Raw genomic sequence first — 20,696 nt, 5'->3', positions numbered from 1 at the left:
TGGAATCGTAATTCAAGCACCTCCCCTGATTTCAGGGGAGGTGGATTTGACGCCGCTCAGGCGTCAAAGACGGTGGGGTTAAATACCGCTGCTTTAACCCCACCCGGCCCTTCGGGCCACCGGCACCGGCCGCCCGGCTCCCCTGAAATCAGAGGAGGTGCTAAAGCGCGAAGCCGTTTCCACCTAAAATCATTCCACTCTAGAGGGACCCGGTGTTCCGGCATGCGCCCCGCAAACAAAAAAGCCCTCCGGCAGAACCGGAGGGCTTTTCTGAGTTACGGTATGGAACCTATTGCAGGGTCCACTTGAAGCGGAACTTCTTGCGGTCACCATCGCGAAGTTCACCATCGGTGCCCTTCTTGATCTTGGCGTAACGCATAAAGCCCTTCACGGTCGCCGCGCCGAAGCCATAGCCTTGAGGCTTTTCGCTTTCGACAGTACAGCCCGTGATCTTGCCTTCAGAGTTCAGAACGCAGTCAATCGTGACTTCGCCCTCAACTTCCGCGTCCTGAGCACGCGGGGGGTAAAGGTCAAGCAACTGATCCGATGTCGGCGGCGTCCATTGAGCCGTCGTGTAGCGCGGACCAGCGGGAGCAACCGGAGCCGGAGGCGGCGGGGGTCCCGGGACGATTTGCGGCGGCCCCTTGTACTCGACGCGGTCTTCCTTCTTCGTGGCTTCGATTTGAATCGGAGCCGGAGGCGGAGGCGCATCGGTCTGGATCACCGGTTCGCGAACCTGAAGCTTCGGCGGAGGCGGAGGCATATCAGGCGGCGGAGGCGGAGGCGGAGGCGGCGGTGGCGGGGGCGGTGCCAGATCTACCAGTTCGGTATCAATCTTGGTGTCTTCATATTCCACCGGCTTGATTTCGAACTTTTCGTGATAGATGTAGTAGGCCAGTCCCACGTGGGCCACGATTGCCACGCCAATACCGACGAACAAGGGCGTTTTGTCCTTGTTAATCGGGGGGTCGAGAATAGGATCTCGACGCCTGTGTGGGGTCTCTTCCATAATCTCAGGCCCTCTTACTTGTTACCATCTTCACCGATCAGAGCAACGCTGTAGTAGCCGTTGTCCTGAAGGGCATTCATCACCTGCATGAAGTCCGCATAGCGGGTCTTGCGATCGCAACGAATGAAGATGCGCTCCTTGTCCGGATCACGTTTGCCGACCTGAATTTTCATGTCGGCTCCAAGATCAGCCAGAGAGGTAGGTTTATCGCCGATAAACACACCACCATCCTGCTGGATGGAGATATAAATCGGCTTGGGCGGGTTTTGTTGCGGCGGGGCGACGGCTGTCGGAAGGTTCACTTCGATCGACACGGAGGCCATGGGAGCGGCCACCATGAAGATAATCAGAAGAACCAGCATGATATCGACGAACGGCGTAACGTTAATTTCGCTGTTCTGCTCGATATGAAACTTCGAGCCGCCGCTGCCAGAGGATAGCTTGGCTCCCATGAGTACTTACGCCCCTTTGTCGAGTTGACGCGACAGCGAGTTCATCAGTTCCGAAACGAATTGCTCCGAACGGGTGCCGTAAGCAGCGATCGAGGTGTTGAAGATGTTGTACATGACGACAGCCGGGATAGCGGCAGCCAGACCGATACCGGTGGCGAGCAGGGCTTCGGCGATACCCGGAGCCACGACGGCCAGGTTGGTCGTACCCGAGTCAGCGATACCGATGAACGAGTTCATGATGCCGTAAACCGTACCGAACAGACCGACGAAAGGCCCGATCGAACCGGTCGAAGCGAGGAAGGTCAGGCCACCCGACAGACGCTTGGCCAGACCGGCCTGAACGGCGTTGATCGAGGACGAGGCGCGGTGCAGGGTCGAGTCGCGGTGTTCGCCCGAAACCTGAAGACCGGCTTGCTTCGAGATCTGGATCTCTTCGGTGGCGACGGCGGCCATGTCGGCCATCGGGTTGCCAGCGAACTCGTCCGAGGTCGAGATGCGGTTGATGTCGGCGATCGAACGGGCGCCGCGGAAGGCTTCGAGGTAGTTGTTCGAGGACTTGTTGAGCTTCGCGAAGAACATCAGCTTGATGACCAGGATGGTCCAGGAGATGACGGACGCGAGGATCAGGCCGATCATGACGGCCTTAACGACCGGCACGGCCTGCATGAACATCGACGAAACGGTGATCTTGCCGTGACCGCCCGAGGCGGACGAGGTCGAGGACTCTTCAGCAGCGGCCGGAGCCGCTTCAGCAGCCGGGGCTTCGGCAGCAGCGGGCGACGTAGCCGCAGCAGCGGCAGCCATCGTCGGAGCGCTCAGAAGCAGCGCAGCGGCGCCGAGCAGAGCAATGAGCGGGTTGTGTTTCTTGTGTTCGAGCATTTTTCGCCAATTCCTGAATAAGGATAACCCCCGGTAGGAGGGCTGACCAAGGATTTTCGGGGGCAGCGTGAACCCCCTGGTTTAAGCCTAAGACATATTTAGAACGTGGCACACGAAAGCCCATGTTTCCGTTAAGGTCGCATGTCCCTTCGTGAACCTCTCTTGTGTTACGCATCGTCACGGATCTGCGTCCGCATACGGCTGCGCTGCGCACAAACCTTTTGCCCCTGCCCTGCCGGATGACCGGGCGTGGACGATCCCTCTGTTACACCAGTGGTTACAAAGTGATTTGCGGACTAAAAAAGCAATCCTCCCTCACCCCGTCAAGGTGCTTATCGTGCCACCGCGCGTTACATTTCGGCCACAGGCAAGGCAATTCCTGCGCTTTTTTGTTAAAAACTCAAACATGTCCGATAGTTAAGCTCGACGGGACTTGGGAGAATATTTTTGCGTGAGATAAATTTTTTTTAATTCGGGGTATCGGTTGCCGTGCAACTTGCATCGAAAAGGCGAAAAAACCACCCGCTTTCAACGCTATGTGTCAAATTTATAAAGACGTTTTTACGAACGTCCGGACGTCTCTCGTCTCGGAAAGCGACCGGATTCGGCTGTGTCTTTGCCCTTTATGCGGTACAAGATAACGCTAACACTGGCAAAATATTACCGATAATGGGAAATTTTCCCGCATTGCAGCAAAAGACAGTGTTCGGAGCATCCGGAAAGCGGATTTAAACCGCCTGAAACGGCTCGGGTTTAACGCCCTGTCGGGCCCAGGATGGTGTAGCCCGTCACCTTGGCCGACAATTCGCTGGCCAGTTCGTAGCTGAGATAGCCATCCGCGACGCGGCCATTGGCCTTCTGCCATTCGCGCAGGGCCTTTCGCGTACCGATACCGATAACCCCATCGACAGTCCCGGCGTTAAATCCCGCCGCATTCAGCGCCGTTTGCACATTTTTACGCACCGCCAGAGACAGGGGCTGTTCATCCGGCCAAGGTGTCTTCAACGCGCTGCGCCCCGCGATTCCATCGGCATTCAGCCCGACGGCCAGTGCATAGGCGGTGGAATTATTGTATTTGCGAATGACGAAATGGTTGGGCAGGGCCAGAAAGGCCGGCCCCTTTGCCCCCGACGGCAGAATCAGTACCGCCGATGCCGTCTTTTCGCTGGCATTCCAGTTGCCGCCGTCGGCGCGGACGACGCCCTTTTGCGCCCACCAGTCGGGCGTCTGACTTTCGGTTTCGGCCAGATAGTAGTCGAAATCCGCCGGAAGCGTCACCTCAACCGCCCAGGCCTGCCCCGGACGCCAGCCCTCGCTTTTCAGCAGATTAGCAGCGGAAGCCAGAGCGTCAGAGTCCGAGGTCCAGATATTGACGTGGCCATCGCCGTCGCCATCCTGCCCCAGCTTCAGATAGTTTTCCGGCAGGAACTGCGTCTGACCCATCGCCCCGGCCCATGAGCCTTTCAACTCCTGACGGATCGCCTTGCCGCTCTTTATAATGGACAGCACACTGAGCAACTGCGTCTCGGCCCAATCGCGGCGACGTCCGTCATAGGCCAGAGTCGCAAAGGCGGTGAGGACGTCGATATCGCCCTGCACGCGGCCATAGTCGCTTTCCATGCCCCAGACGCCGCCCAGCACTTCGCGCGGCACGCCATAGCGGGCTTCGATGGCGGCAATATCAGGATTGGCATTGACGCGCTCGCGCCCCGTCTGGATACGCGCGGCCGATACGGCGTTTTTCACGTAGGACGAGACAGGCTTGGAAAACTCCGGCTGCCCCGTATCGGCCTTGACCACCGATTCTTTCGGCTGGACGTCGGCCAGCAGGTTTTCAACAAAGGCGCGGTCAAAGCCTCTGGCCACCGCCTTGGCCACAAAGGCCTCACGCCAGTCGGCGAACGTCGCATAGGTGACCGGGGCGGATGCCGGCGCTGGCTTCGGTGGCGTTTGCTGCGTATCGGTCGCCTGCCCCGTTTCGGCGCGCGGCGGCTGCGGCTTGTTCTCGATCGGCGTCGGCAGGCTGGAGGCCGTCGAACAGGCGCCGAGGAACAGACACAGACTGAGTACACGCCGCTTCATACAGATCATCCTTCCGATACAGGTACGAATCTTAGCCTTGGAATGATGTCATTTCCAAGCGCAAAGCGGTAAACAAGCTGTTATGAGCGCTTTTCGACCAGTCCGGACAGCACCTCTATATAGCGGGCAAAGGCCTGACGCCCGGCAGGGGTGATATGTACGCGCGTCAGTGGCTTCTTGCCCTGATAGCCCTTGATGATCTCCACATAGCCCGCGTCTTCCAGCTTGGAGAGGTGCACCGACAGATTGCCCTGAGTCGCTTCGAGCACGCCTTTCAGCTCGTTGAAATCGGCCGCTTCGGCGTCGGCCAGATAGGCCATGATCCCCAGCCGCAGGCGGCCGTGGATCGCATCGTCCAGCCGGTTGACGTCAAAGCCACTCATAAACCTACGCCCGCTGCCCGGCGTCGGAACGCACCAGAAGATAACCCGGCACCGCCATCAGCAGCACCAGCGCCCCCGACAGGATCAGCAGATATTCCGGCGTTTCAACGCGCCAGGCCAAAAGAACCGCGGTCGCAAACCAGCCGGCGCAAACAAGCGCAGGCCACAGCTTACGCTGGGCCACCGCCGCCACGTACCACCCGGCCCCCATCAGGGCACAAAGTGAAATCGGATAAAGCATCCAGATGAGCCACAGCTTTTGTGTGAAGGCCGCATAACCAAAGACCAGGTTCATAAACAGATTGGCCAGCCCGACACCGCCAAAGGCGGCATTAATGGCCCGGCTGCCGGCATTGGCGTGCGTCTTGTGCCGGTCGCGCCACAAAACTACACCCACCACGATCAGAAACAGTAGGGTCGGCAGGATTCCGTTGATCAGATGACCTAAGGCCCCCAGTCGGAGGCTGCCGCTCATGTCCAGACCGTGCAACAGGCATTGCAGGCCGTACAGCAGACCGCCTGACAGGAGCAGCACGCCGCCCGATAACTGCACCTGCTCGCCGCGATCGACCAGCGCCTTGATAAAGGCCAGAGCTTCCCGCGCGGCCTGCGGGTCTGTGTCGGAACCTGTATCGACAGATTTTTCGGTCCTGAGTGTTTCCGGCTCCCGCTCGCGCGGCGACGACTGCCTCATCGCATAGCCCGGTGCTGCCATCAGCGCCAGCAGGGCCACACCCAGACAGAAGAGATAGGCGGCCACCTGCGTCATCAGCACGGTCAGGGCCAGCGTGGTGACGAACCATCCCGCCGAAACCACACCCAGCCACAACTTTCGACGAATCAGGCTGGCGGCATACCACACCGCCCCCTGCATGGCGCAGATGACGATGGGGTACAAAAGCCAGATTGTCGTGGACTGGCGACTGATCGCCAGCCAGCCAAACGTCACGGCGATGATCAGGTTCAGCAGTCCTGCTGAGGTGTAGCTGGCCGTCAGGGCGCGGGTCGCCACACCGCCCTTCCCTTTGCGCTCGCGCCAGGCGACATAGGCGATTACCCCCAGAAACGGCAGGGTCGGACCGATGGCCAGCCACAGGCCGAACGGCGGAGCGACCTTAACCCAGCCCGCTTCGATGGCCGCATAGACAAGCGTCTGAAGGCCATAGAGCAGCCCCGCCCAGAAGAAGACCAGCCCCGCCGAAGCCTGAGCACGCGGCCCCTCCCCGGCGAAGGATCGGGCAAAGGCCAGATCCGCCGGTTCGGCAACGCGTGGTTTAAAAAATACCCGACCCATGATCAGCAATCAGACTGTAGCGGTTGTTGCGGGCGGCTGGCGCTTGCGCGAAATACGCTTGCGGCCATCCAGAATCGCCCCGATGAAACTGTACCTTACCAGAAGCTGATAGCTGAGCAGCGAAAGAAACAGCGTGCTCAGAACCGCCAGCGGCAGCTTGACGAAATAAGGCGCCGAGAGGTCGAGCAACAGGTACTGCATCAGCAACACCAGCGGCAGATGCACCAGATAGACCCAATAGGCCGAATCCGCCACATAGCGCCAGAAGCGGCTGGGGCGATCCAGAAAGCGCAGGGCGACGCCGATCAGCCCCAGACACCAGCTCCACAGACCCAGCACATAGGCTGCGGAATAGAGAGCCCGCCACGCGCCGCCCGTCACCGCATCGGTTTCGGCCTGATGCCCGCCCAGCCATTGCGCCGTAAGCGTCAACGCCACCGCTGAAAAGAGATTCAGAAAGCCTTTCTTACGGACCATCTCCAGCCGGTCGGCATTGCGATGCAGGCACCAACCGAAGGCAAAGGCCGACAGATATGCCGCCACCGCCAGAGCATTGGGCACAAAGCCCTTGTCCGGCGTCGGGATGCCGAGCCAGTGCTCCCATTGCGGCTGCACCTGAATGAGCAACCACAGCGGCAGGCCGAAGACCAGCGGGGTCAGGTCCCAGCGGATGACAAAGCCGAACAGGTTGTCGGCCACGCGGCGCAAGGCCCCGCCGCTGTCTATAAAGGCGAGGAGCCCGCGCAGCGGTACACACACCGCATAAAGCAACAGCAGCATATACAGGAACCACAGGTGCGTCAGGGGAAAGGTCTCTGCCGTCAGGGGCGGCGGCGGCGCGGGCGGCTGGTTCGCCAGTGACGGATTGGCTTTCAGGGCGGCGAGAATGAGAACGGTGATAATGGCTGCCAGCACCGGAAACCAGAACAGGACCAGCGGCCCCGCCACGCGCTTTACGCGATCTAGGAAAAAGCCCATAGCCCCGCGTTTGCGGTACAGCAGACGCGCGAAAAACCCGGCCAGTATAAAGAACAGGCTCATGCGGAACATGTGGATGGTGAAAAACAGCACCCCTACAGAGGCATTGCCCGAAGGGTCGTTCACGATCCAGGCGGGCGGCGACATATAGGCCAGCCCGGCGTGCAGCACGACGCCCAAAAACAACGCGCCACCGCGTACCGCATCGAGCGCATAATAGCGCGCACCCTCTGTCATTTGCGTCTCATTCGTCATGGCGCCCTCCTCCGGCGTCACCCCGGCCATAACGCCGTTGCGTCGGATTATATAAACCAGTTTATAATTTAAACTAGTCTGAAAATGACAAATCCATCAGCCGCTCGCCCCCGGTCGTGATTTGTGCAAAAAGCCGCTCACAGATTGTTGACTTGTGTCTGCGCTTCGCGTAGGAACCGCGCCTCACACATGGCTTGAAGGCTTCGCCCCCGTCTGGGCTGCGCGAATTCGGTCAAAGCCTCAGTCATTACTTAGTCAAAGGTTGGGACCATGAAAGTCCGTAGCTCGCTGAAGTCGCTGAAGACCCGTCACCGGGACTGCAAGATCGTCCGTCGCAAGGGCGTGGTCTATGTCATCAACAAGACCGACCCGCGCTTCAAGGCCAAGCAAGGCTAATCGGCCCCGATTAGGCCCTGAAGGCTTACAGAATTCAGCGTCCGGAGCCCGCTCCGGGCGCTTTTCTCGTTCATCATCTCTACAAAATTCATCCACAGCTCAGGCGCGGCTGGCGAATCGCGGCGTATTGAGCGGGTGATTCGCATGGTTTATGGTGAACGGGACCTCCGTTTTCCCTTTCAAGGATAGTTTCATGGCCGACGATCAGTCCGCTCACCCCGACGTCATCACCGCCGCCGCGCAAGGCCGCCTGAAATCGTTCATCGAGCGCATCGAACGCCTCGAAGAGGACAAGGCCGCCATCGCCGGCGATCTGAAAGACGTCTATGCCGAAGCCAAGGGCGAAGGCTTTGATACCAAGGTGATGCGCAAGGTGGTCAGCCTTCGCAAGAAGGACAAGGTCAAGCTTCAGGAAGAAGAAACCCTGCTGGACCTCTACCTGTCGGCCATTGGCGGGCTGTGATGCGATCCTCTCCTGACAAAGGAGAGGATTTTTTATTTGACCCGAATGCCTGAGCGGCGTGTGATGCCAAAATGGCGTTCAAATCCAAAACGCCCGGCAAGGGGCTGACGCGCAAGAGCGAACTGAAGACAAAGGCCCCTCTGTCATCACGTGGCGGTCTGTCTTCCCGGCCGGCTGCGCCCAAACCGCCGTCCCCGCTCGATGAAAAGAAGGCCCTGCAAAAGCGCACCCTGCGGGCGCTGGAACGCGCCAAAAAGGCCGCGGCCGAGGCGGGCGTCGATCTGTCCGAATGGGAGAACGACTTTATCGACAGCGTCAGCGACCGCGTAAAAACCTATGGCCGCGCCTTTGCCGATCCGGACAAGGGCGCGATCAATGGCACCCTGTCCCTACTGCAAGGCGTTAAGCTGCGTGAAATCCGTCAGAAGGTGAAATCGCGGGCTGCCAAGCCCGCCGAAGAGGAAAACTGAACTGAAGCGTCCCGGATAGCGTACTCTGATAAACCGCTATTGATGGAGCGTCCGATGCGTTCACGTGCCCTTCTGTTTGCCCTGGCTCTGACCACTGTTGGTGCGAGCAGTCTGTCCGGCTGCGCCTCGCTGGACATCGCCAGCAACAGCCGCCCGCAACCGGCCTTCGAGCTTGAGTCCTACTTTACCGGGGAAACCCGCGCCTATGGCGTGTTCGAAGACCGCAGCGGCAAGGTCAGCCGCACCTTCAGCGTGGTGACGCGCGGCACACCAACCGCCGATGGCTTCGTGCTGGATGAGCGCTTCTTGTGGAATGATGGCGAGCGTCAGACGCGCACCTGGACCTTCCGCAAGCTCAGCAATGGCCTCTATGAAGGCCGCGCACAGGACGTGGCCGGAACCGCGCGCATCGAAACCGGCGGTGACGCCATCCGCATCCGCTACCTGCTCAACCTCCCCTATCAGGGCGGCACGCTTAAGGTACGCTTCGACGACTGGTCGCATTTGGTGGCCGACGGGGTCGCTATCAACCGCGCCGATGTGTCGAAATTCGGCGTGCATGTGGGGCGGGTGACCTTAAGCTTTATCAAGCCCGGACACCCGGCCCCTGTGGCCGAGTCTTTAAGCAAAGACTTTAAGTAATTAACCGGCTTCCTTGACCATGCCTTCAAGGCCGCAGTCGCGCACCTTGCGATAAAGCGTTGAACGCCCGATGCCCAGACGGCGCGCCACTTCGGACATATGCCCGGCATAGACGCTGATGGCGTGTTCGATCAGGTCGCGTTCGATCTCTTCCAGCTTACGCAGGTGCCCGGCCCCATCGAGGATCTTCACCGGCTGATCCGGCAAGCCTGCATCAAGCTGCGTCATGGCCGCCTGATGCTCGACAATCACCGGCGGCAGCACCGGCGTGGACACGGCGGCCTGCGGCAGGTGCTGACCCGAAATGGCCGGGAAGTCATAGGCCTGAAGGTGCGGCGTATCGGCCAGCACAATGGCGCGATAGATGGTGTTTTCCAACTGACGCACATTGCCGGGCCAGTCGTAAGCACACAGAAGCTGCATGGCGTCCGACGCCACCCCCGCCACGCGCTTGCCCTCTTCGACATTGAAGCGGCGTATGAAGTGTTCGATCAGGGCCGGAATATCCTCACGACGCTCGCGCAAGGACGGGGCTTCGATCGGGAAGACATTGAGGCGGTAGAAGAGGTCTTCGCGGAAATGCCCGGCCTTGACCTGATCCTGAAGGTTGCGATTGGTCGCCGAAATGATGCGCACATCGACCTTAACCGGGCGTTTGGCACCGATGGGGTCGATTTCGCCCTCCTGAAGGGCGCGCAGCAGCTTGACCTGCATGTCGAGCGGCAGTTCGCCCACCTCATCGAGGAACAGAGTACCGCCGCTGGCCTCCTGAAACTTGCCGAGGTGCTTGTCTGACGCGCCGGTAAAGGAACCCTTTTCGTGACCGAACAGGATGGACTCGACCAGATTGGCCGGCAAGGCGCCGCAGTTAACCGCGACGAAGGGCTTGCCGGCGCGGTCCGATGAGCCCTGAATAGCGCGCGCAATCAGTTCCTTACCCACACCGCTTTCGCCCAGGATCAGCACGGGGATGCCCGATCGCGCGGCGCGTTCGCCCAGACGGCGCACCATCTGCATGGCCGCAGACGTCCCGACCAGATCATCGAAGGACGTGCGATTGGTGACCTGCTTCTTCAGGCGCGTCACCTCGGCGGCCATATCCCCCATCTGCAAGGCGTTGCGCACGCTGACCAGAATACGCTCCGGAGAGGCCGGCTTGATAAAGAAGTCCTGCGCCCCGGCCTGCATGGCCTTGACCACCGTGTCGATGCCACCCGAAGCGGTCAGCACCACCACCGGCGTGCGGATACCCGCCGCGCGGATGTCCTTGAGCGTGTCGATACCCGACTGCCCCGGCATGACCAGATCAAGGATAACCGCGTCAATGCCGGAGGTGGTGGTCAGGCGGTCATAGGCCTGCGGTCCGTTCTCGGCGTGGACGACCGCAAAGCCCTCGCGTTCCAAAACGGCCTGAATCAGCCGCCGCTGGGTCGGATCATCGTCGCAAATCAGGATCGTTTTGGCCATTTGGGACACCATCTCATCGGGTTTACCGGTCCGAAAGGAGGCGGACACGGCTTATTTTGAGACAGCTTGTAAACCAAAGCCTTGAAAATCCCGTTGAAAGACAAGGTTAATGTGCCGTTGAGAGACTCGTGTTTCCCACCATTGTCCGGCGCTTTCCCTCTCGCTTTTGAATTTTGTTTTGGTTAGAGCCAAAGGTATGACCCAGACCGCATCGACCGATTCCGCCCCTGCCGTGTTCACCGCCCTGCCGGTGTGGGACCTGACCGATCTTTACAGCGGTGTGGACGATCCGAAGATCGCCGCTGACTTTGCCGAAGCCGCGGCGACGCTGAAAGAGCTTCAGAAGCTACAGGGCAATTTCGTGGCAGCGCGCGGCAATGCCGAGCGACTGGGCCTGCTGATTGATCAGGCGGCCACGCTCTATGAGCGCGCCTCGGACCGCATGGCCGGCGCCATGGCCTATACGACCCTCGCTTCGACCATCGCGCGCGAAGATACGCAGATTGCCAAGCTCGATGCCGACCTGCGTAACAAGGCGGCGCTGATCTCTACCGACAGCCTGTTCCTGTCGCTGGAACTGAACCAGTTGGAAGACTGGGAAATCGAACAGGCGTTGCGCGTCACCGAAAAGGCACAGAAGTGGCGGCCGTGGCTGCGCCGAATCCGCGCCAACCGCCCGCACGAATTGTCGGCCGATCTGGAAAAGCTGCTGCTGGAAAAGATGCCGGGCACCGCCTCATGGGTGCGCCTGTTCGATGAAACCCTGACCCGTTTGCGCGTTAAAATCGGGCCAAAGTCCAAGCCCGAGATCCTGACGCTCAATGACGCCCTGACGCGCCTGTCCTCGCCTGATGAGGCCGTGCGTAAGGCCGCCGCCGAAGGCCTGTCTGTGGCTTTGAAAGACAACGCGCCGGTGCTGGCTCTGGCGCTCAATACGCTGGCCTTTGAAAAGCAGGTCGAAGACCGCTGGCGCAAATTCGCCACGCCCGCCGCCTCGCGCCATCTGGCCAATGAGGTCGATGGCGATGCCGTCGATGCCATGGCCGAAGCGGTCAGCGAATCCTACGCGGCCCTGTCGCATCGCTACTATGCGCTGAAGGCGAAGATCATGGGCAAGACGGTATTGAATTTCTGGGACCGCAATGCCCCCCTGACCAGCGCCGCCCCCAAACTCTATAGCTGGGACGAAGCCAGGCGCATTGTGCTCGATTCCTTCGCCCGTCTGGGGCCGGACTTTGCCGAGCGCGCCGCTGTCTTTTTTGAAAAGCCGTGGATCGACGCCCAGCCGCGCGAAGGCAAGTCGTCGGGAGCCTATGCCCATCCGGTGTCATCCAGCCACCACCCCTATGTGATGCTCAACTTCACGGGCGAGCGACGCGAAATGCTAACCCTCGCTCACGAACTGGGCCATGCGGTGCATCAGACGCTCGCAGCCCCTCTGGGGTCGATCCTCGCCGATACGCCACTGACTCTGGCGGAAACCGCGTCGATCTTTGCCGAAGGGCTGGTGTTCGAATATCTGGTCGCCGACGCATCGCCCGAAGACAGGAAGGCCCTACTGGCCGGGAAGATCGAAGACGGCCTCAACAGCGTGGTGCGTCAGATCGCCTTCCACCGCTTCGAAGAACGCTTCCATGCTGAGCGCCTTGAGGGCGAGGTTCCGGTCGATCGGCTCAACGCCCTGTGGCTGGAGGTGATGGGCGAGTCACTGGGGCCCGCAATCAAGCTGAATGACGGCTATGAATACTGGTGGGCCTATATCAGCCACTTCGTCCACGCGCCCTTCTACGTCTATGCCTATGCCTTCGGTGATCTGCTGGTGTCGGCCCTGATGGAAAAGCGCCGCGAAAATCCCGAAGCCTTCACCCCTCTTTATGCGCAGCTTCTGTCGGCGGGCGGTACGAAAACCTATGTCGAAGCGCTGGCCCCGTTCGGTCTCAATCCGCGCGAGAAGGCCTTCTGGGAGATGGGCTGTCAGCGGCTGAAAGGCCTGATCGACCAGTTCGAAGCGCTGTTTTAGGGGTTGGCCACGAAAAACATGAAAAACTCGAAAAATAAGAACGTGTTTGCACATAAACCGGACGTGCACTGACCTCAGGCTTTGCCGTCAAACGGCTTTTCGTGTTTTTCTCTTACCGCCCGATATAGCGTTCCGGGCGGTGCCAGCTCATCATCACCAGACTCATGGCCGCCGCCGAGACGACCGAGTACAGCAGCCGCTCCCCCGGTATAACGAACATCGACGCCGCCATGATGATCAGGTCGATGATCAGTTGCGTCTGACCGGCATTGATGCCGCGCTTTTTCTGAAGATAGAGGGATAAGACCCCCGTGCCCCCGGCTCCGGCCCCATGCCGGGCCAGCGACAATATTCCCATGCCGATAATCGTCCCGCCGAAGACGGCCGCAAATAAAGGCTGCACATAATCGATATGTACGGCCATCGGCATCAGCACAGCCAGCCCCATGATCGCCATGGAAACGATGATGGTCTTGATCATGAAGACCCGCCCCATGCCCAGATAGGCAAAGATGAAGAAAGGCACATTGATCAGCATGAACAGCACGCCGACCGGCAACGGGATCAGATAGGACACCAGCAGCGCAATCCCGGCCACCCCTCCGGTGACCAGCCCGACGGTCTTCAGCAGCACAATGCCCAGCACGATCATCGAGCAGCCGATGGCGAAGGCATAGGCGTCCTCCAGAGGCGTGTGCTTCAAACGCTCCGTCGATCCGTCATTGGTGTTACCGGGCTTTAGCGAGGCCCAAAGTCTGGCAAAAATCATGCGTGTGGCTCTAAACTAAGATCGCACCCGCCTGTCGTTCATCCCTGTCCGGATCATGCCGGAACCTGTTTTTATAATTTCACTTGCAACCGTTTTAGGCGATTTCAGCGCCTGCGTCCATCAGCCGTTGACCGCAAAGCCCAGCTTTTGTAGAAAAGTACGAACGACAGACTTTTTCAGGGACACGAATCCAATGGCCGGACATCAATCGGGCGACTACCACAAGGGCGAGATGAACATCCACGAACAGTCGGAAACCTACGACCTGTTCATGGGCCTGACCAAGTGGGGCAGCCTGATCATCGCCGTCGGCATCCTGTTCTTCGTGCTCCTGTTCGCCGTTAAGGGCGCGGGCTTCTTCATCGCTGGCTTCGTTTCGGCCGTCGTGGCCGTGATCGGCTTTCTGGTGCTCAAGAAGAAGCCGGACGCCCACTGAGCGCGCCGATAGATCAGAGCCAAAGGCCCCACCCGCTGGGGCCTTTTTTGCAACCGGCGCGGCGGATCATCCACCGCACGCTCGACCGGTTGCCTGCGCCACTGGCCGAATTTATCCTGTTTGGCCTGAAGATGGCGTGGTCATGCCTGTTCGGTGCGGCCATGCTGGGGCTTCTGATCGTCACGCACCTGTTCTGGCCGGATAAGGCCCCGCTGCTGCGCTACGATTTCCTGTTCGTCGCGGCAGTTCTTCTGCAAATCCTGATGCTGGTCCTGCGGCTTGAAACCTTCGAGGAGGCGCGGGTCATCTTTCTCTATCACGTCGTCGGCACGGTGATGGAGATTTTCAAGACGCATATGGGCTCCTGGGCCTATCCGGACGACGCCCTTATCCGGGTCGCGGGTGTACCGCTGTTTACGGGCTTTATGTATGCCTGCGTCGGCTCCTTCATCGCTCGCGCCAGTCGGGTCATGGACCTGAGATACACCCACTATCCGCCATTGTGGGCCACCTATTTGCTGGCGGCGCTGATCTATCTCAACTTCTTCACCCATCATTATATCTGGGATTTTCGCTATCTGCTGTTTGCCGCCATCGGCGGGCTGTGGTGGCGAAGCTGGATCGTCTTCCGCGTTGACCAAAAGGATCGCCGGATGCCCTTCATCCTCGCCAATGCCCTGACGGCCTTCTTTCTGTGGGTGGCCGAAAACATCGGCACGGCCACGCGCACCTGGGTCTATCCGGATCAGGACGTCTGGCACATGGTCAGCCTGCACAAGATGGGCGCGTGGGCGCTCCTGCTGGTCCTCAGCTTCGTCATGGTCAGCCTCGTCATCCCGCCACGCGCCCCACAGGAAGTTGAAGACCGTAAATCCGCAGAACCGTGATAGGTTGACATCTGCCGCAGGTCAGCCTGGCTCAACGCTTAGGCTTCTAAAACTGTCTTTACTAAACTCCGGCAAGGCCGTAAGGCCAAAGCATAAGAAGAATAAAGTAGCGTAAATCGTTGCAATTGTGAGGATTTTTCTGATGTAATCAGACAAATCCGGGGAGAGACACTTGGTTCTTGTCATCGGAATACCAAAGGAAACCCTGACGGGGGAAACGCGGGTCGCCGCGACACCCGACACGGTCAAGAAATGGGTCGCCAGCGGCCAGCGCGTTGTGGTGGAAACCGGCGCGGGCCTCAGCGCGGCCTTTACCGACGAAGCGTTCACCGCCGCGGGCGCCGAGATCGCGGACACTAAAGCCGTGTGGTCGTCGGCAGACATCCTGCTCAAGGTGCGCGGCCCATCCACCACCGAGGCGAAGACGCTGAAACAAGGCGCGACCGTCGTCGCCCTGCTCGACGCCTACCGCGAAAAGGACGCGCTGAAAGCGCTGGCCGAGGCCGGTGTGACCGCCTACGCCATGGAGTTCGTGCCGCGCATCACCCGCGCGCAGGTGATGGACGCCTTGTCGTCTCAGGCCAATCTGGCCGGTTATCGCGCTGTGATCGAAAGCGCGCACCTGTACGGCAAGGCCTTTCCGATGATGATGACGGCGGCGGGCACGGTCGCCCCGGCCAAGGTTTTTGTGATGGGCGTCGGTGTGGCCGGGCTTCAGGCGATTGCTACGGCGCGGCGTTTGGGCGCGGTCGTCTCCGCCACCGATGTGCGCCCGGCGACCAAGGAACAGGTCGAATCGCTAGGGGCCAAGTTCATCGCGGTCGAGGACGAAGAGTTCAAAAACGCCCAGACCGCCGGCGGCTACGCCAAGGAAATGTCTGACGACTATAAGGCCAAGCAAGCCGAACTGATCAGCGGCCATATTGGCAAGCAGGATATCGTCATCACCACGGCCCTGATCCCCGGCCGCCCGGCCCCCCGGCTGGTCACGGCAGCGCAGGTCGCCTCGATGAAAGCCGGTTCGGTGCTGGTTGATATCGCGGCGCCGCAGGGCGGCAATGTCGAAGGCTGCGTGCCCGATAGCGTGGTGGAAACGAACGGCGTCAGGATCTACGGCCCGACCAATATCGTTGCCGCCATCGCCAATGACGCCTCAGCCCTTTATGCCAAAAATCTTCAGGCCTTTCTGGGGCTGCTGATCAAGGACGGCGCACTGAGCCCGGATTTTGAGGATGAGATTCTCAAGGCCGCGCTGGTCACGCAAAACGGTGCCGTGGTGCACCCCAACTTACAAAATTAAGGGGGAAACCGTGGAACATATCAATCCCACCGTCTTCCATTTCGCCATCTTCGTGCTGGCGGTCTTTGTGGGCTATTACGTTGTCTGGTCGGTGACACCAGCCCTGCATACGCCGCTGATGGCCGTCACTAACGCCATCTCCTCGGTCATTATCGTCGGCGCCCTGATCGCGGCGGCGGCCTCCGGTTTCGGTGCCGGCACATGGTTTGCCAAGGGCTCCGGCGCCATCGCCAGCGCGCTGGCGGCTGTCAATATCTTCGGCGGCTTCATGGTCACGCGCCGGATGCTGGCCATGTACAAGAAAAAAGAGCGACCCGCTCAGGTTAAAAAAGAAGGGGCGCACTGATGTCTTTCGCTGATTTTTCCGCCCTCGCCTATCTCGTTTCGGGCGTGCTGTTTATTCTGGCCCTGCGCGGCCTGTCGTCACCGGAAACCTCGCGTCAGGGTAATCTTTACGGCATGATCGGTATGGCCATCGCCGTCGGCGTGACGCTTCTGGGGCTGTTTATCGGCGGCGAGATCGACCCCGTCACCATCGCCCTGATTCTGGGCGGTGTGGCCGTGGGTGGCTTTGCCGGAGCGACCATCGCCAAAAAGGTCTCGATGACCTCCATGCCACAGCTTGTGGCCGCCTTCCACTCTCTGGTCGGTCTGGCTGCCTGTCTGGTCGCCGTGGGGGCCCTCTATGCGCCCGACGCCTTCCACATCGACTCCGGCCTCGGCATCAAAACGCAGTCGATCATCGAACTGAGCTTAGGCGTCGCCATCGGTGCCATCACCTTCACAGGCTCGGTCATCGCCTTTGCCAAGCTGAACGGCAACATGTCCGGTGCCCCGATCATCCTGCCGGCCCGGCACGCGCTGAATATCGGCATCGGTCTGGCCATCTTCGCCCTGATCGGCGTGCTGATCGCCACGGCGGGTCAGGCGCAATGGGCCTTCTGGCTGATCTTCGCCCTGTCGCTGGTGCTGGGTGTGACCCTGATCATCCCCATCGGCGGGGCCGACATGCCGGTCGTCGTCTCCATGCTCAACTCCTATTCAGGCTGGGCCGCGGCCGCGCTGGGCTTCACGCTGGAAAACATCGCCCTGATCATCACCGGTGCGCTGGTCGGCTCCTCCGGGGCCATCCTCAGCTACATCATGTGTAAGGGTATGAACCGCTCCTTCGTCTCGGTCATTCTGGGCGGGTTCGGGGCGGATACCTCGGCCGCCGCCGCCGGTGGCAAGGTCGAGACTCGCCCGGTCAAGCAAGGCTCCGCCGATGACGCTGCCTTCATCATGAAGAACGCCTCCAAGGTCATAATCGTGCCGGGCTACGGCATGGCGGTGGCTCAGGCTCAGCACGCTCTGCGCGAAATGGCCGACAAGCTGAAAGAGGAAGGCGTTGAGGTCAAATACGCCATCCACCCGGTGGCAGGTCGCATGCCGGGTCATATGAACGTACTGCTGGCCGAAGCCAATGTCCCCTATGATGAGGTCTTCGAACTGGAAGACATCAATAGCGAGTTTGCCACGGCGGACGTCGCCTTTGTTATCGGGGCCAATGACGTCACCAATCCGGCCGCCAAGACCGACCCGACCTCGGCTATCTTCGGTATGCCGATCCTCGACGTCGAAAAGGCGCAGACCGTTTTGTTCGTCAAACGCGGCATGTCGTCGGGCTATGCCGGGGTCGAAAACGAACTCTTCTTCCGTGACAATACGATGATGCTATTTGCCGATGCGAAGAAAATGGTCGAAGGGATCGTCAAGGCCCTCTGAGACCCGTCATTCCAACCACAAAAAAAACTCTCGATCCATGATCGGGAGGTTTTTTAGAGCGTGATTTCGTTCAAATTGAATAGAAATCACGCTCTAAATTTTTGGTTTAACGCGCTTTTTTATCCGAAAAGTGTGTCACACTTTTCGGAAAGCGCTCTAATCGGCCGATTGCGGGCGGAAGCTATGGCGGCGGGCCTTACGCAGGAAGCGCCGCCGCACCGGCCCCAGAACGCGGTCCTTGGTCCGGGAAATCACCAGTTTTTCGGTCCTCAGCATCTGATGCCAGATGATCGACAGAAATTTTGCGCGCGGACGCAGCAGACGGCGAACCGGGGTCAGCCACTTCGGGTGACGCCGCCAGGTGCGGATAAACTGCCGCTTGGCCCAGTAAGAGTTGCGCAGAACAATAACCAAGCCGGCAATGGAGACGGGCAGGCCCATAGGTCCCGGCAGGGGCGCAATGATCACACCCAGAACCACAATCAAGAAACCGAGCCCGACCAGAACCCCGCGCCACAGGCGGCTGGCGCCGCTACGCACATGGCCCTTGCGACGGGTTTTGGACTTGTGAACTTTCGGTGAGGCGCTCACGAGCGCGCGCGACTTCGCCGCCTTCCCGGAGGAAGGTTTGAAAAGTCCCGCCAATAAGCCCTTCGGCCCGCTCATCGTCTTGCTCCGTGGTCCTGTATGGTCGTTCTAAACCGTTTCAGGCCCTATTCTGTCAGTAGCCGTTCAAAGCTACCATACCAGGGTTATGATATCGTAAGTTCAGGCTAATAATCCCGCCGTGATCGCGATATGGGAATCGTCACCGTCTTTATAAAGAGGCTCTAAGGTCGAAATTGCGGCCTTTTCGCCCCAATTGGCTTCACTTCGCGTAAAAGCCGCGACACGTGGCGTGATGGCCACAAAGCGTGCCTTCCATCACACAGGGTTTGAAAAAGGCGGCTCCGAAGAACCGCCTTTTGTTCAATGGATTAACCGCTGTCCGAGACGGCGGATTGTTCCGCCGCCTCGCGGTTTTCCCGCTCAAACGCCGCTTGGCTCGCCGCAGGTGCGGCGGCGCGCAGTCGCACGCTGTCCGAGACGGCGGATTACTCCGCCGCCTCGTCCATGTAGCTCTCCATTGGCGGGCACGAGCAGACCAGATGGCGGTCGCCATAGACATTGTCGATCCGGTTGACCGGCGACCAGTACTTGTTGACCATCGCGCCCCTGGTCGGGAAGCAGGCTTCCTGACGGCTGTAGGCGCGGTCCCACGTATCAGAGGCCAGATCGAAGATGGTGTGCGGCGCGTGACGCAGCGGGCTTTGCTCCGCCGTGAAGCGGCCATTGGCCACGTCGTCGATTTCGCGTTTGATGTCGATCATGGCGTCGCAGAAGCGGTCCAGCTCGGTCTTGGCCTCGGACTCCGTCGGCTCGATCATCAGCGTGCCCGGCACCGGGAAGCTCATGGTAGGGGCGTGGAAGCCATGGTCGATCAGGCGCTTGGCCACATCGTCCACCGTCACACCGGTGGCGTCCTTGATGGGACGCATGTCGATGATGCACTCATGCGCCACGCGGCCCTTTTCGCCGCGATAGAGCACCGGATAGTGCCCTTCAAGGCGCGCGGCGATGTAGTTGGCATTGAGGATGGCCACCTCGGTCGCCTTACGCAGACCCTGATCGCCCATCAGCAGCATATAGGCAAAGGAGATCGGCAGAATGGAGGCCGAGCCATAGGGCGCGGCCGACACCGCCCCCGCCTCGCCCGTTTGCGGGTCCGACGGCAGGAAGGGTTTCAGGTGCGCCTTGACGCCGATCGGGCCCATGCCGGGACCACCGCCGCCGTGCGGGATGCAGAAGGTCTTATGCAGGTTGAAGTGGCTGACGTCCGAGCCGTAGTGCCCCGGACGCGACAGGCCGACCTGCGCATTGAGGTTGGCCCCATCCAGATAGACCTGCCCGCCCGCCGCGTGGACAAGGTCACAGATCTCCTTGATCGCTTCTTCGAACACGCCGTGGGTGGACGGATAGGTGATCATGATGGCCGCCAGATTGGCCGCGTACTGATCGACCTTGAGCTTCAGATCGGCCATATCGACATTGCCATCCTCGTCACAGGCGACCACCACCGTCTTCATGCCGACCATCTGGGCCGAGGCCGGGTTGGTGCCATGCGCCGACGCCGGGATCAGGCAGATGTCGCGGTGCGCGTCGCCACGCGACAGGTGATAGCCCCGGATGGCCAGAAGGCCGGCATATTCGCCCTGCGCGCCCGAATTGGGTTGCAGGGAGACGGCGTCATAGCCCGAAATGCCGCACAGATAGGCTTCGAGCGCATCGAACATGCGCTGATAGCCCTTCGCCTGATCCTTAGGCGCGAAGGGGTGCAGGTTGGAAAATTCCGGCCAGGTAATGGGGATCATCTCGGTCGTGGCATTGAGCTTCATGGTGCACGACCCCAGCGGGATCATGGTGCGATCAAGCGCCAGATCCTTGTCCGACAGGCGGCGCAGATAGCGCAGCATCTCGGTTTCCGAGCGATACAGATGGAAGACCGGATGGGTCAGGATGTCGTCCGAACGCCGCAGGGACGCCGGGATGGCCACGCCCTCACCCGTGCCCCCGTCCTTACCCGCGGCAAAAGCCGCGATGACGCGCGCCAGCACGGCCGGGGTGACGCTTTCATCCAGCGACACGCCGATATGGGCGTCATCGACGCGGCGGAAGTTGATGCCGTCGGCCACCGCACGCGCGTGGATGGC

Annotated in this window: 21 protein-coding genes; 10 read left to right on the top strand and 11 right to left on the bottom strand. The window is 60.2% G+C overall.

The window, feature by feature from the left end; all coding sequences use genetic code 11:
- Positions 1 to 289: 289 nt before the first annotated feature.
- The 7 genes from Q0072_RS05070 to Q0072_RS05040 form a co-directional block, all read right to left on the bottom strand.
- Positions 290 to 940 carry an energy transducer TonB gene (locus tag Q0072_RS05070; protein ID WP_298326643.1) on the bottom strand — a complete coding sequence of 217 codons (651 nt, stop codon included), beginning with the start codon at positions 938 to 940 and terminating at the stop codon, positions 290 to 292.
- An 83-nt stretch (positions 941 to 1,023) separates the two neighbouring features.
- The gene (locus Q0072_RS05065; protein WP_013479037.1) at positions 1,024 to 1,461 is read right to left on the bottom strand and encodes a biopolymer transporter ExbD; all 438 of its coding nucleotides are present in this window, start codon (positions 1,459 to 1,461) and stop codon (positions 1,024 to 1,026) included.
- 6 nt (positions 1,462 to 1,467) lie between these two features.
- Positions 1,468 to 2,340 carry a MotA/TolQ/ExbB proton channel family protein gene (locus tag Q0072_RS05060; protein WP_298326641.1) on the bottom strand — a complete coding sequence of 291 codons (873 nt, stop codon included), beginning with the start codon at positions 2,338 to 2,340 and terminating at the stop codon, positions 1,468 to 1,470.
- Positions 2,341 to 3,093: 753 nt separating this feature from the next.
- The gene (locus tag Q0072_RS05055) at positions 3,094 to 4,422 is read right to left on the bottom strand and encodes a lytic murein transglycosylase (protein ID WP_298326639.1); all 1,329 of its coding nucleotides are present in this window, start codon (positions 4,420 to 4,422) and stop codon (positions 3,094 to 3,096) included.
- Between the two features lie 80 nt (positions 4,423 to 4,502).
- The gene (locus tag Q0072_RS05050; RefSeq protein ID WP_298326636.1) at positions 4,503 to 4,805 is read right to left on the bottom strand and encodes a transcriptional regulator; all 303 of its coding nucleotides are present in this window, start codon (positions 4,803 to 4,805) and stop codon (positions 4,503 to 4,505) included.
- A 4-nt stretch (positions 4,806 to 4,809) separates the two neighbouring features.
- Positions 4,810 to 6,099, bottom strand: a complete 1,290-nt coding sequence (locus tag Q0072_RS05045; RefSeq protein WP_298326632.1) for a hypothetical protein — start codon at positions 6,097 to 6,099, stop codon at positions 4,810 to 4,812.
- 9 nt (positions 6,100 to 6,108) lie between these two features.
- Positions 6,109 to 7,332, bottom strand: a complete 1,224-nt coding sequence (locus Q0072_RS05040) for an acyltransferase family protein (RefSeq protein ID WP_298326628.1) — start codon at positions 7,330 to 7,332, stop codon at positions 6,109 to 6,111.
- 270 nt (positions 7,333 to 7,602) lie between these two features.
- On the opposite strand from Q0072_RS05040, the gene ykgO reads away from it, so the two are divergent.
- From ykgO to Q0072_RS05020, 4 genes are all read left to right on the top strand, one after another.
- Positions 7,603 to 7,728, top strand: a complete 126-nt coding sequence (ykgO, locus tag Q0072_RS05035) for a type B 50S ribosomal protein L36 (RefSeq protein ID WP_013479043.1) — start codon at positions 7,603 to 7,605, stop codon at positions 7,726 to 7,728.
- Positions 7,729 to 7,921: 193 nt separating this feature from the next.
- Positions 7,922 to 8,191 (top strand): DUF2312 domain-containing protein, encoded by a 270-nt coding sequence (locus Q0072_RS05030; protein WP_013479044.1) that lies wholly within the window; start codon positions 7,922 to 7,924, stop codon positions 8,189 to 8,191.
- Between the two features lie 71 nt (positions 8,192 to 8,262).
- Complete coding sequence (locus tag Q0072_RS05025; protein WP_298326616.1) at positions 8,263 to 8,661, top strand: hypothetical protein; 399 nt, start codon at positions 8,263 to 8,265, stop codon at positions 8,659 to 8,661.
- Between the two features lie 54 nt (positions 8,662 to 8,715).
- Positions 8,716 to 9,303, top strand: coding sequence for a DUF3833 domain-containing protein (locus Q0072_RS05020; protein WP_298326613.1), 588 nt, complete (start codon positions 8,716 to 8,718; stop codon positions 9,301 to 9,303).
- Here Q0072_RS05020 and Q0072_RS05015 read toward each other — a convergent pair whose 3' ends face one another.
- On the bottom strand, positions 9,304 to 10,770 hold the full coding sequence (locus Q0072_RS05015; protein WP_298326610.1) for a sigma-54 dependent transcriptional regulator: 1,467 nt from the start codon (positions 10,768 to 10,770) through the stop codon (positions 9,304 to 9,306). It lies immediately after the preceding gene.
- A gap of 196 nt (positions 10,771 to 10,966) precedes the next feature.
- On the opposite strand from Q0072_RS05015, the gene Q0072_RS05010 reads away from it, so the two are divergent.
- Positions 10,967 to 12,790, top strand: coding sequence for a M3 family oligoendopeptidase (locus tag Q0072_RS05010; RefSeq protein ID WP_298326607.1), 1,824 nt, complete (start codon positions 10,967 to 10,969; stop codon positions 12,788 to 12,790).
- A 112-nt stretch (positions 12,791 to 12,902) separates the two neighbouring features.
- Here Q0072_RS05010 and Q0072_RS05005 read toward each other — a convergent pair whose 3' ends face one another.
- On the bottom strand, positions 12,903 to 13,559 hold the full coding sequence (locus Q0072_RS05005; RefSeq protein WP_290797983.1) for a YitT family protein: 657 nt from the start codon (positions 13,557 to 13,559) through the stop codon (positions 12,903 to 12,905).
- A gap of 193 nt (positions 13,560 to 13,752) precedes the next feature.
- On the opposite strand from Q0072_RS05005, the gene Q0072_RS05000 reads away from it, so the two are divergent.
- The 5 genes from Q0072_RS05000 (at position 13,753) to Q0072_RS04980 (ending at position 17,946) form a co-directional block, all read left to right on the top strand.
- Positions 13,753 to 13,995: an aa3-type cytochrome c oxidase subunit IV gene (locus Q0072_RS05000; RefSeq protein ID WP_013479051.1), complete on the top strand. Its 243-nt coding sequence runs from the start codon at positions 13,753 to 13,755 to the stop codon at positions 13,993 to 13,995.
- 47 nt (positions 13,996 to 14,042) lie between these two features.
- On the top strand, positions 14,043 to 14,882 hold the full coding sequence (locus tag Q0072_RS04995; protein WP_298326601.1) for a DUF817 domain-containing protein: 840 nt from the start codon (positions 14,043 to 14,045) through the stop codon (positions 14,880 to 14,882).
- Between the two features lie 172 nt (positions 14,883 to 15,054).
- Positions 15,055 to 16,182, top strand: a complete 1,128-nt coding sequence (locus tag Q0072_RS04990) for a Re/Si-specific NAD(P)(+) transhydrogenase subunit alpha (RefSeq protein WP_298326598.1) — start codon at positions 15,055 to 15,057, stop codon at positions 16,180 to 16,182.
- Positions 16,183 to 16,192: 10 nt separating this feature from the next.
- Positions 16,193 to 16,528, top strand: coding sequence for an NAD(P) transhydrogenase subunit alpha (locus tag Q0072_RS04985; protein WP_126420748.1), 336 nt, complete (start codon positions 16,193 to 16,195; stop codon positions 16,526 to 16,528).
- Positions 16,528 to 17,946, top strand: coding sequence for an NAD(P)(+) transhydrogenase (Re/Si-specific) subunit beta (locus Q0072_RS04980; RefSeq protein WP_298326595.1), 1,419 nt, complete (start codon positions 16,528 to 16,530; stop codon positions 17,944 to 17,946). The genes Q0072_RS04985 and Q0072_RS04980 overlap by 1 nt, the downstream gene beginning before the upstream one ends.
- A gap of 156 nt (positions 17,947 to 18,102) precedes the next feature.
- Here Q0072_RS04980 and Q0072_RS04975 read toward each other — a convergent pair whose 3' ends face one another.
- Complete coding sequence (locus Q0072_RS04975; protein ID WP_298326592.1) at positions 18,103 to 18,537, bottom strand: hypothetical protein; 435 nt, start codon at positions 18,535 to 18,537, stop codon at positions 18,103 to 18,105.
- Positions 18,538 to 19,040: 503 nt separating this feature from the next.
- On the bottom strand, positions 19,041 to 20,696 hold a 1,656-nt coding region (gcvPB, locus tag Q0072_RS04970; RefSeq protein WP_298326589.1), incomplete at its 5' end, for an aminomethyl-transferring glycine dehydrogenase subunit GcvPB.

It is taken from the genome of Asticcacaulis sp., from assembly GCF_027484505.1.
Lineage (GTDB): Bacteria > Pseudomonadota > Alphaproteobacteria > Caulobacterales > Caulobacteraceae > Asticcacaulis.
Note: the sequence above shows the minus strand (reverse complement) of the source record. Positions and strands in the feature narration are given on the sequence as shown.

Excerpts from the sequence above, each read along its gene's own strand:
- Q0072_RS05025 (WP_298326616.1), top strand. The coding sequence starts at position 8,263 with ATGGCGTTCAAATCCAAAACGCCCGGCAAGGGGCTGACGCGCAAGAGC.
- ykgO (WP_013479043.1), top strand. The coding sequence starts at position 7,603 with ATGAAAGTCCGTAGCTCGCTGAAGTCGCTGAAGACCCGTCACCGGGAC.
- Q0072_RS04980 (WP_298326595.1), top strand. The coding sequence starts at position 16,528 with ATGTCTTTCGCTGATTTTTCCGCCCTCGCCTATCTCGTTTCGGGCGTG.
- Q0072_RS05050 (WP_298326636.1), bottom strand. The coding sequence starts at position 4,805 with ATGAGTGGCTTTGACGTCAACCGGCTGGACGATGCGATCCACGGCCGC.
- Q0072_RS05060 (WP_298326641.1), bottom strand. The coding sequence starts at position 2,340 with ATGCTCGAACACAAGAAACACAACCCGCTCATTGCTCTGCTCGGCGCC.
- Q0072_RS05030 (WP_013479044.1), top strand. The coding sequence starts at position 7,922 with ATGGCCGACGATCAGTCCGCTCACCCCGACGTCATCACCGCCGCCGCG.
- Q0072_RS05000 (WP_013479051.1), top strand. The coding sequence starts at position 13,753 with ATGGCCGGACATCAATCGGGCGACTACCACAAGGGCGAGATGAACATC.
- Q0072_RS05015 (WP_298326610.1), bottom strand. The coding sequence starts at position 10,770 with ATGGCCAAAACGATCCTGATTTGCGACGATGATCCGACCCAGCGGCGG.
- Q0072_RS05045 (WP_298326632.1), bottom strand. The coding sequence starts at position 6,099 with ATGGGTCGGGTATTTTTTAAACCACGCGTTGCCGAACCGGCGGATCTG.
- Q0072_RS05010 (WP_298326607.1), top strand. The coding sequence starts at position 10,967 with ATGACCCAGACCGCATCGACCGATTCCGCCCCTGCCGTGTTCACCGCC.
- Q0072_RS05005 (WP_290797983.1), bottom strand. The coding sequence starts at position 13,559 with ATGATTTTTGCCAGACTTTGGGCCTCGCTAAAGCCCGGTAACACCAAT.
- Q0072_RS05065 (WP_013479037.1), bottom strand. The coding sequence starts at position 1,461 with ATGGGAGCCAAGCTATCCTCTGGCAGCGGCGGCTCGAAGTTTCATATC.
- Q0072_RS05040 (WP_298326628.1), bottom strand. The coding sequence starts at position 7,332 with ATGACGAATGAGACGCAAATGACAGAGGGTGCGCGCTATTATGCGCTC.
- Q0072_RS05020 (WP_298326613.1), top strand. The coding sequence starts at position 8,716 with ATGCGTTCACGTGCCCTTCTGTTTGCCCTGGCTCTGACCACTGTTGGT.
- Q0072_RS05055 (WP_298326639.1), bottom strand. The coding sequence starts at position 4,422 with ATGAAGCGGCGTGTACTCAGTCTGTGTCTGTTCCTCGGCGCCTGTTCG.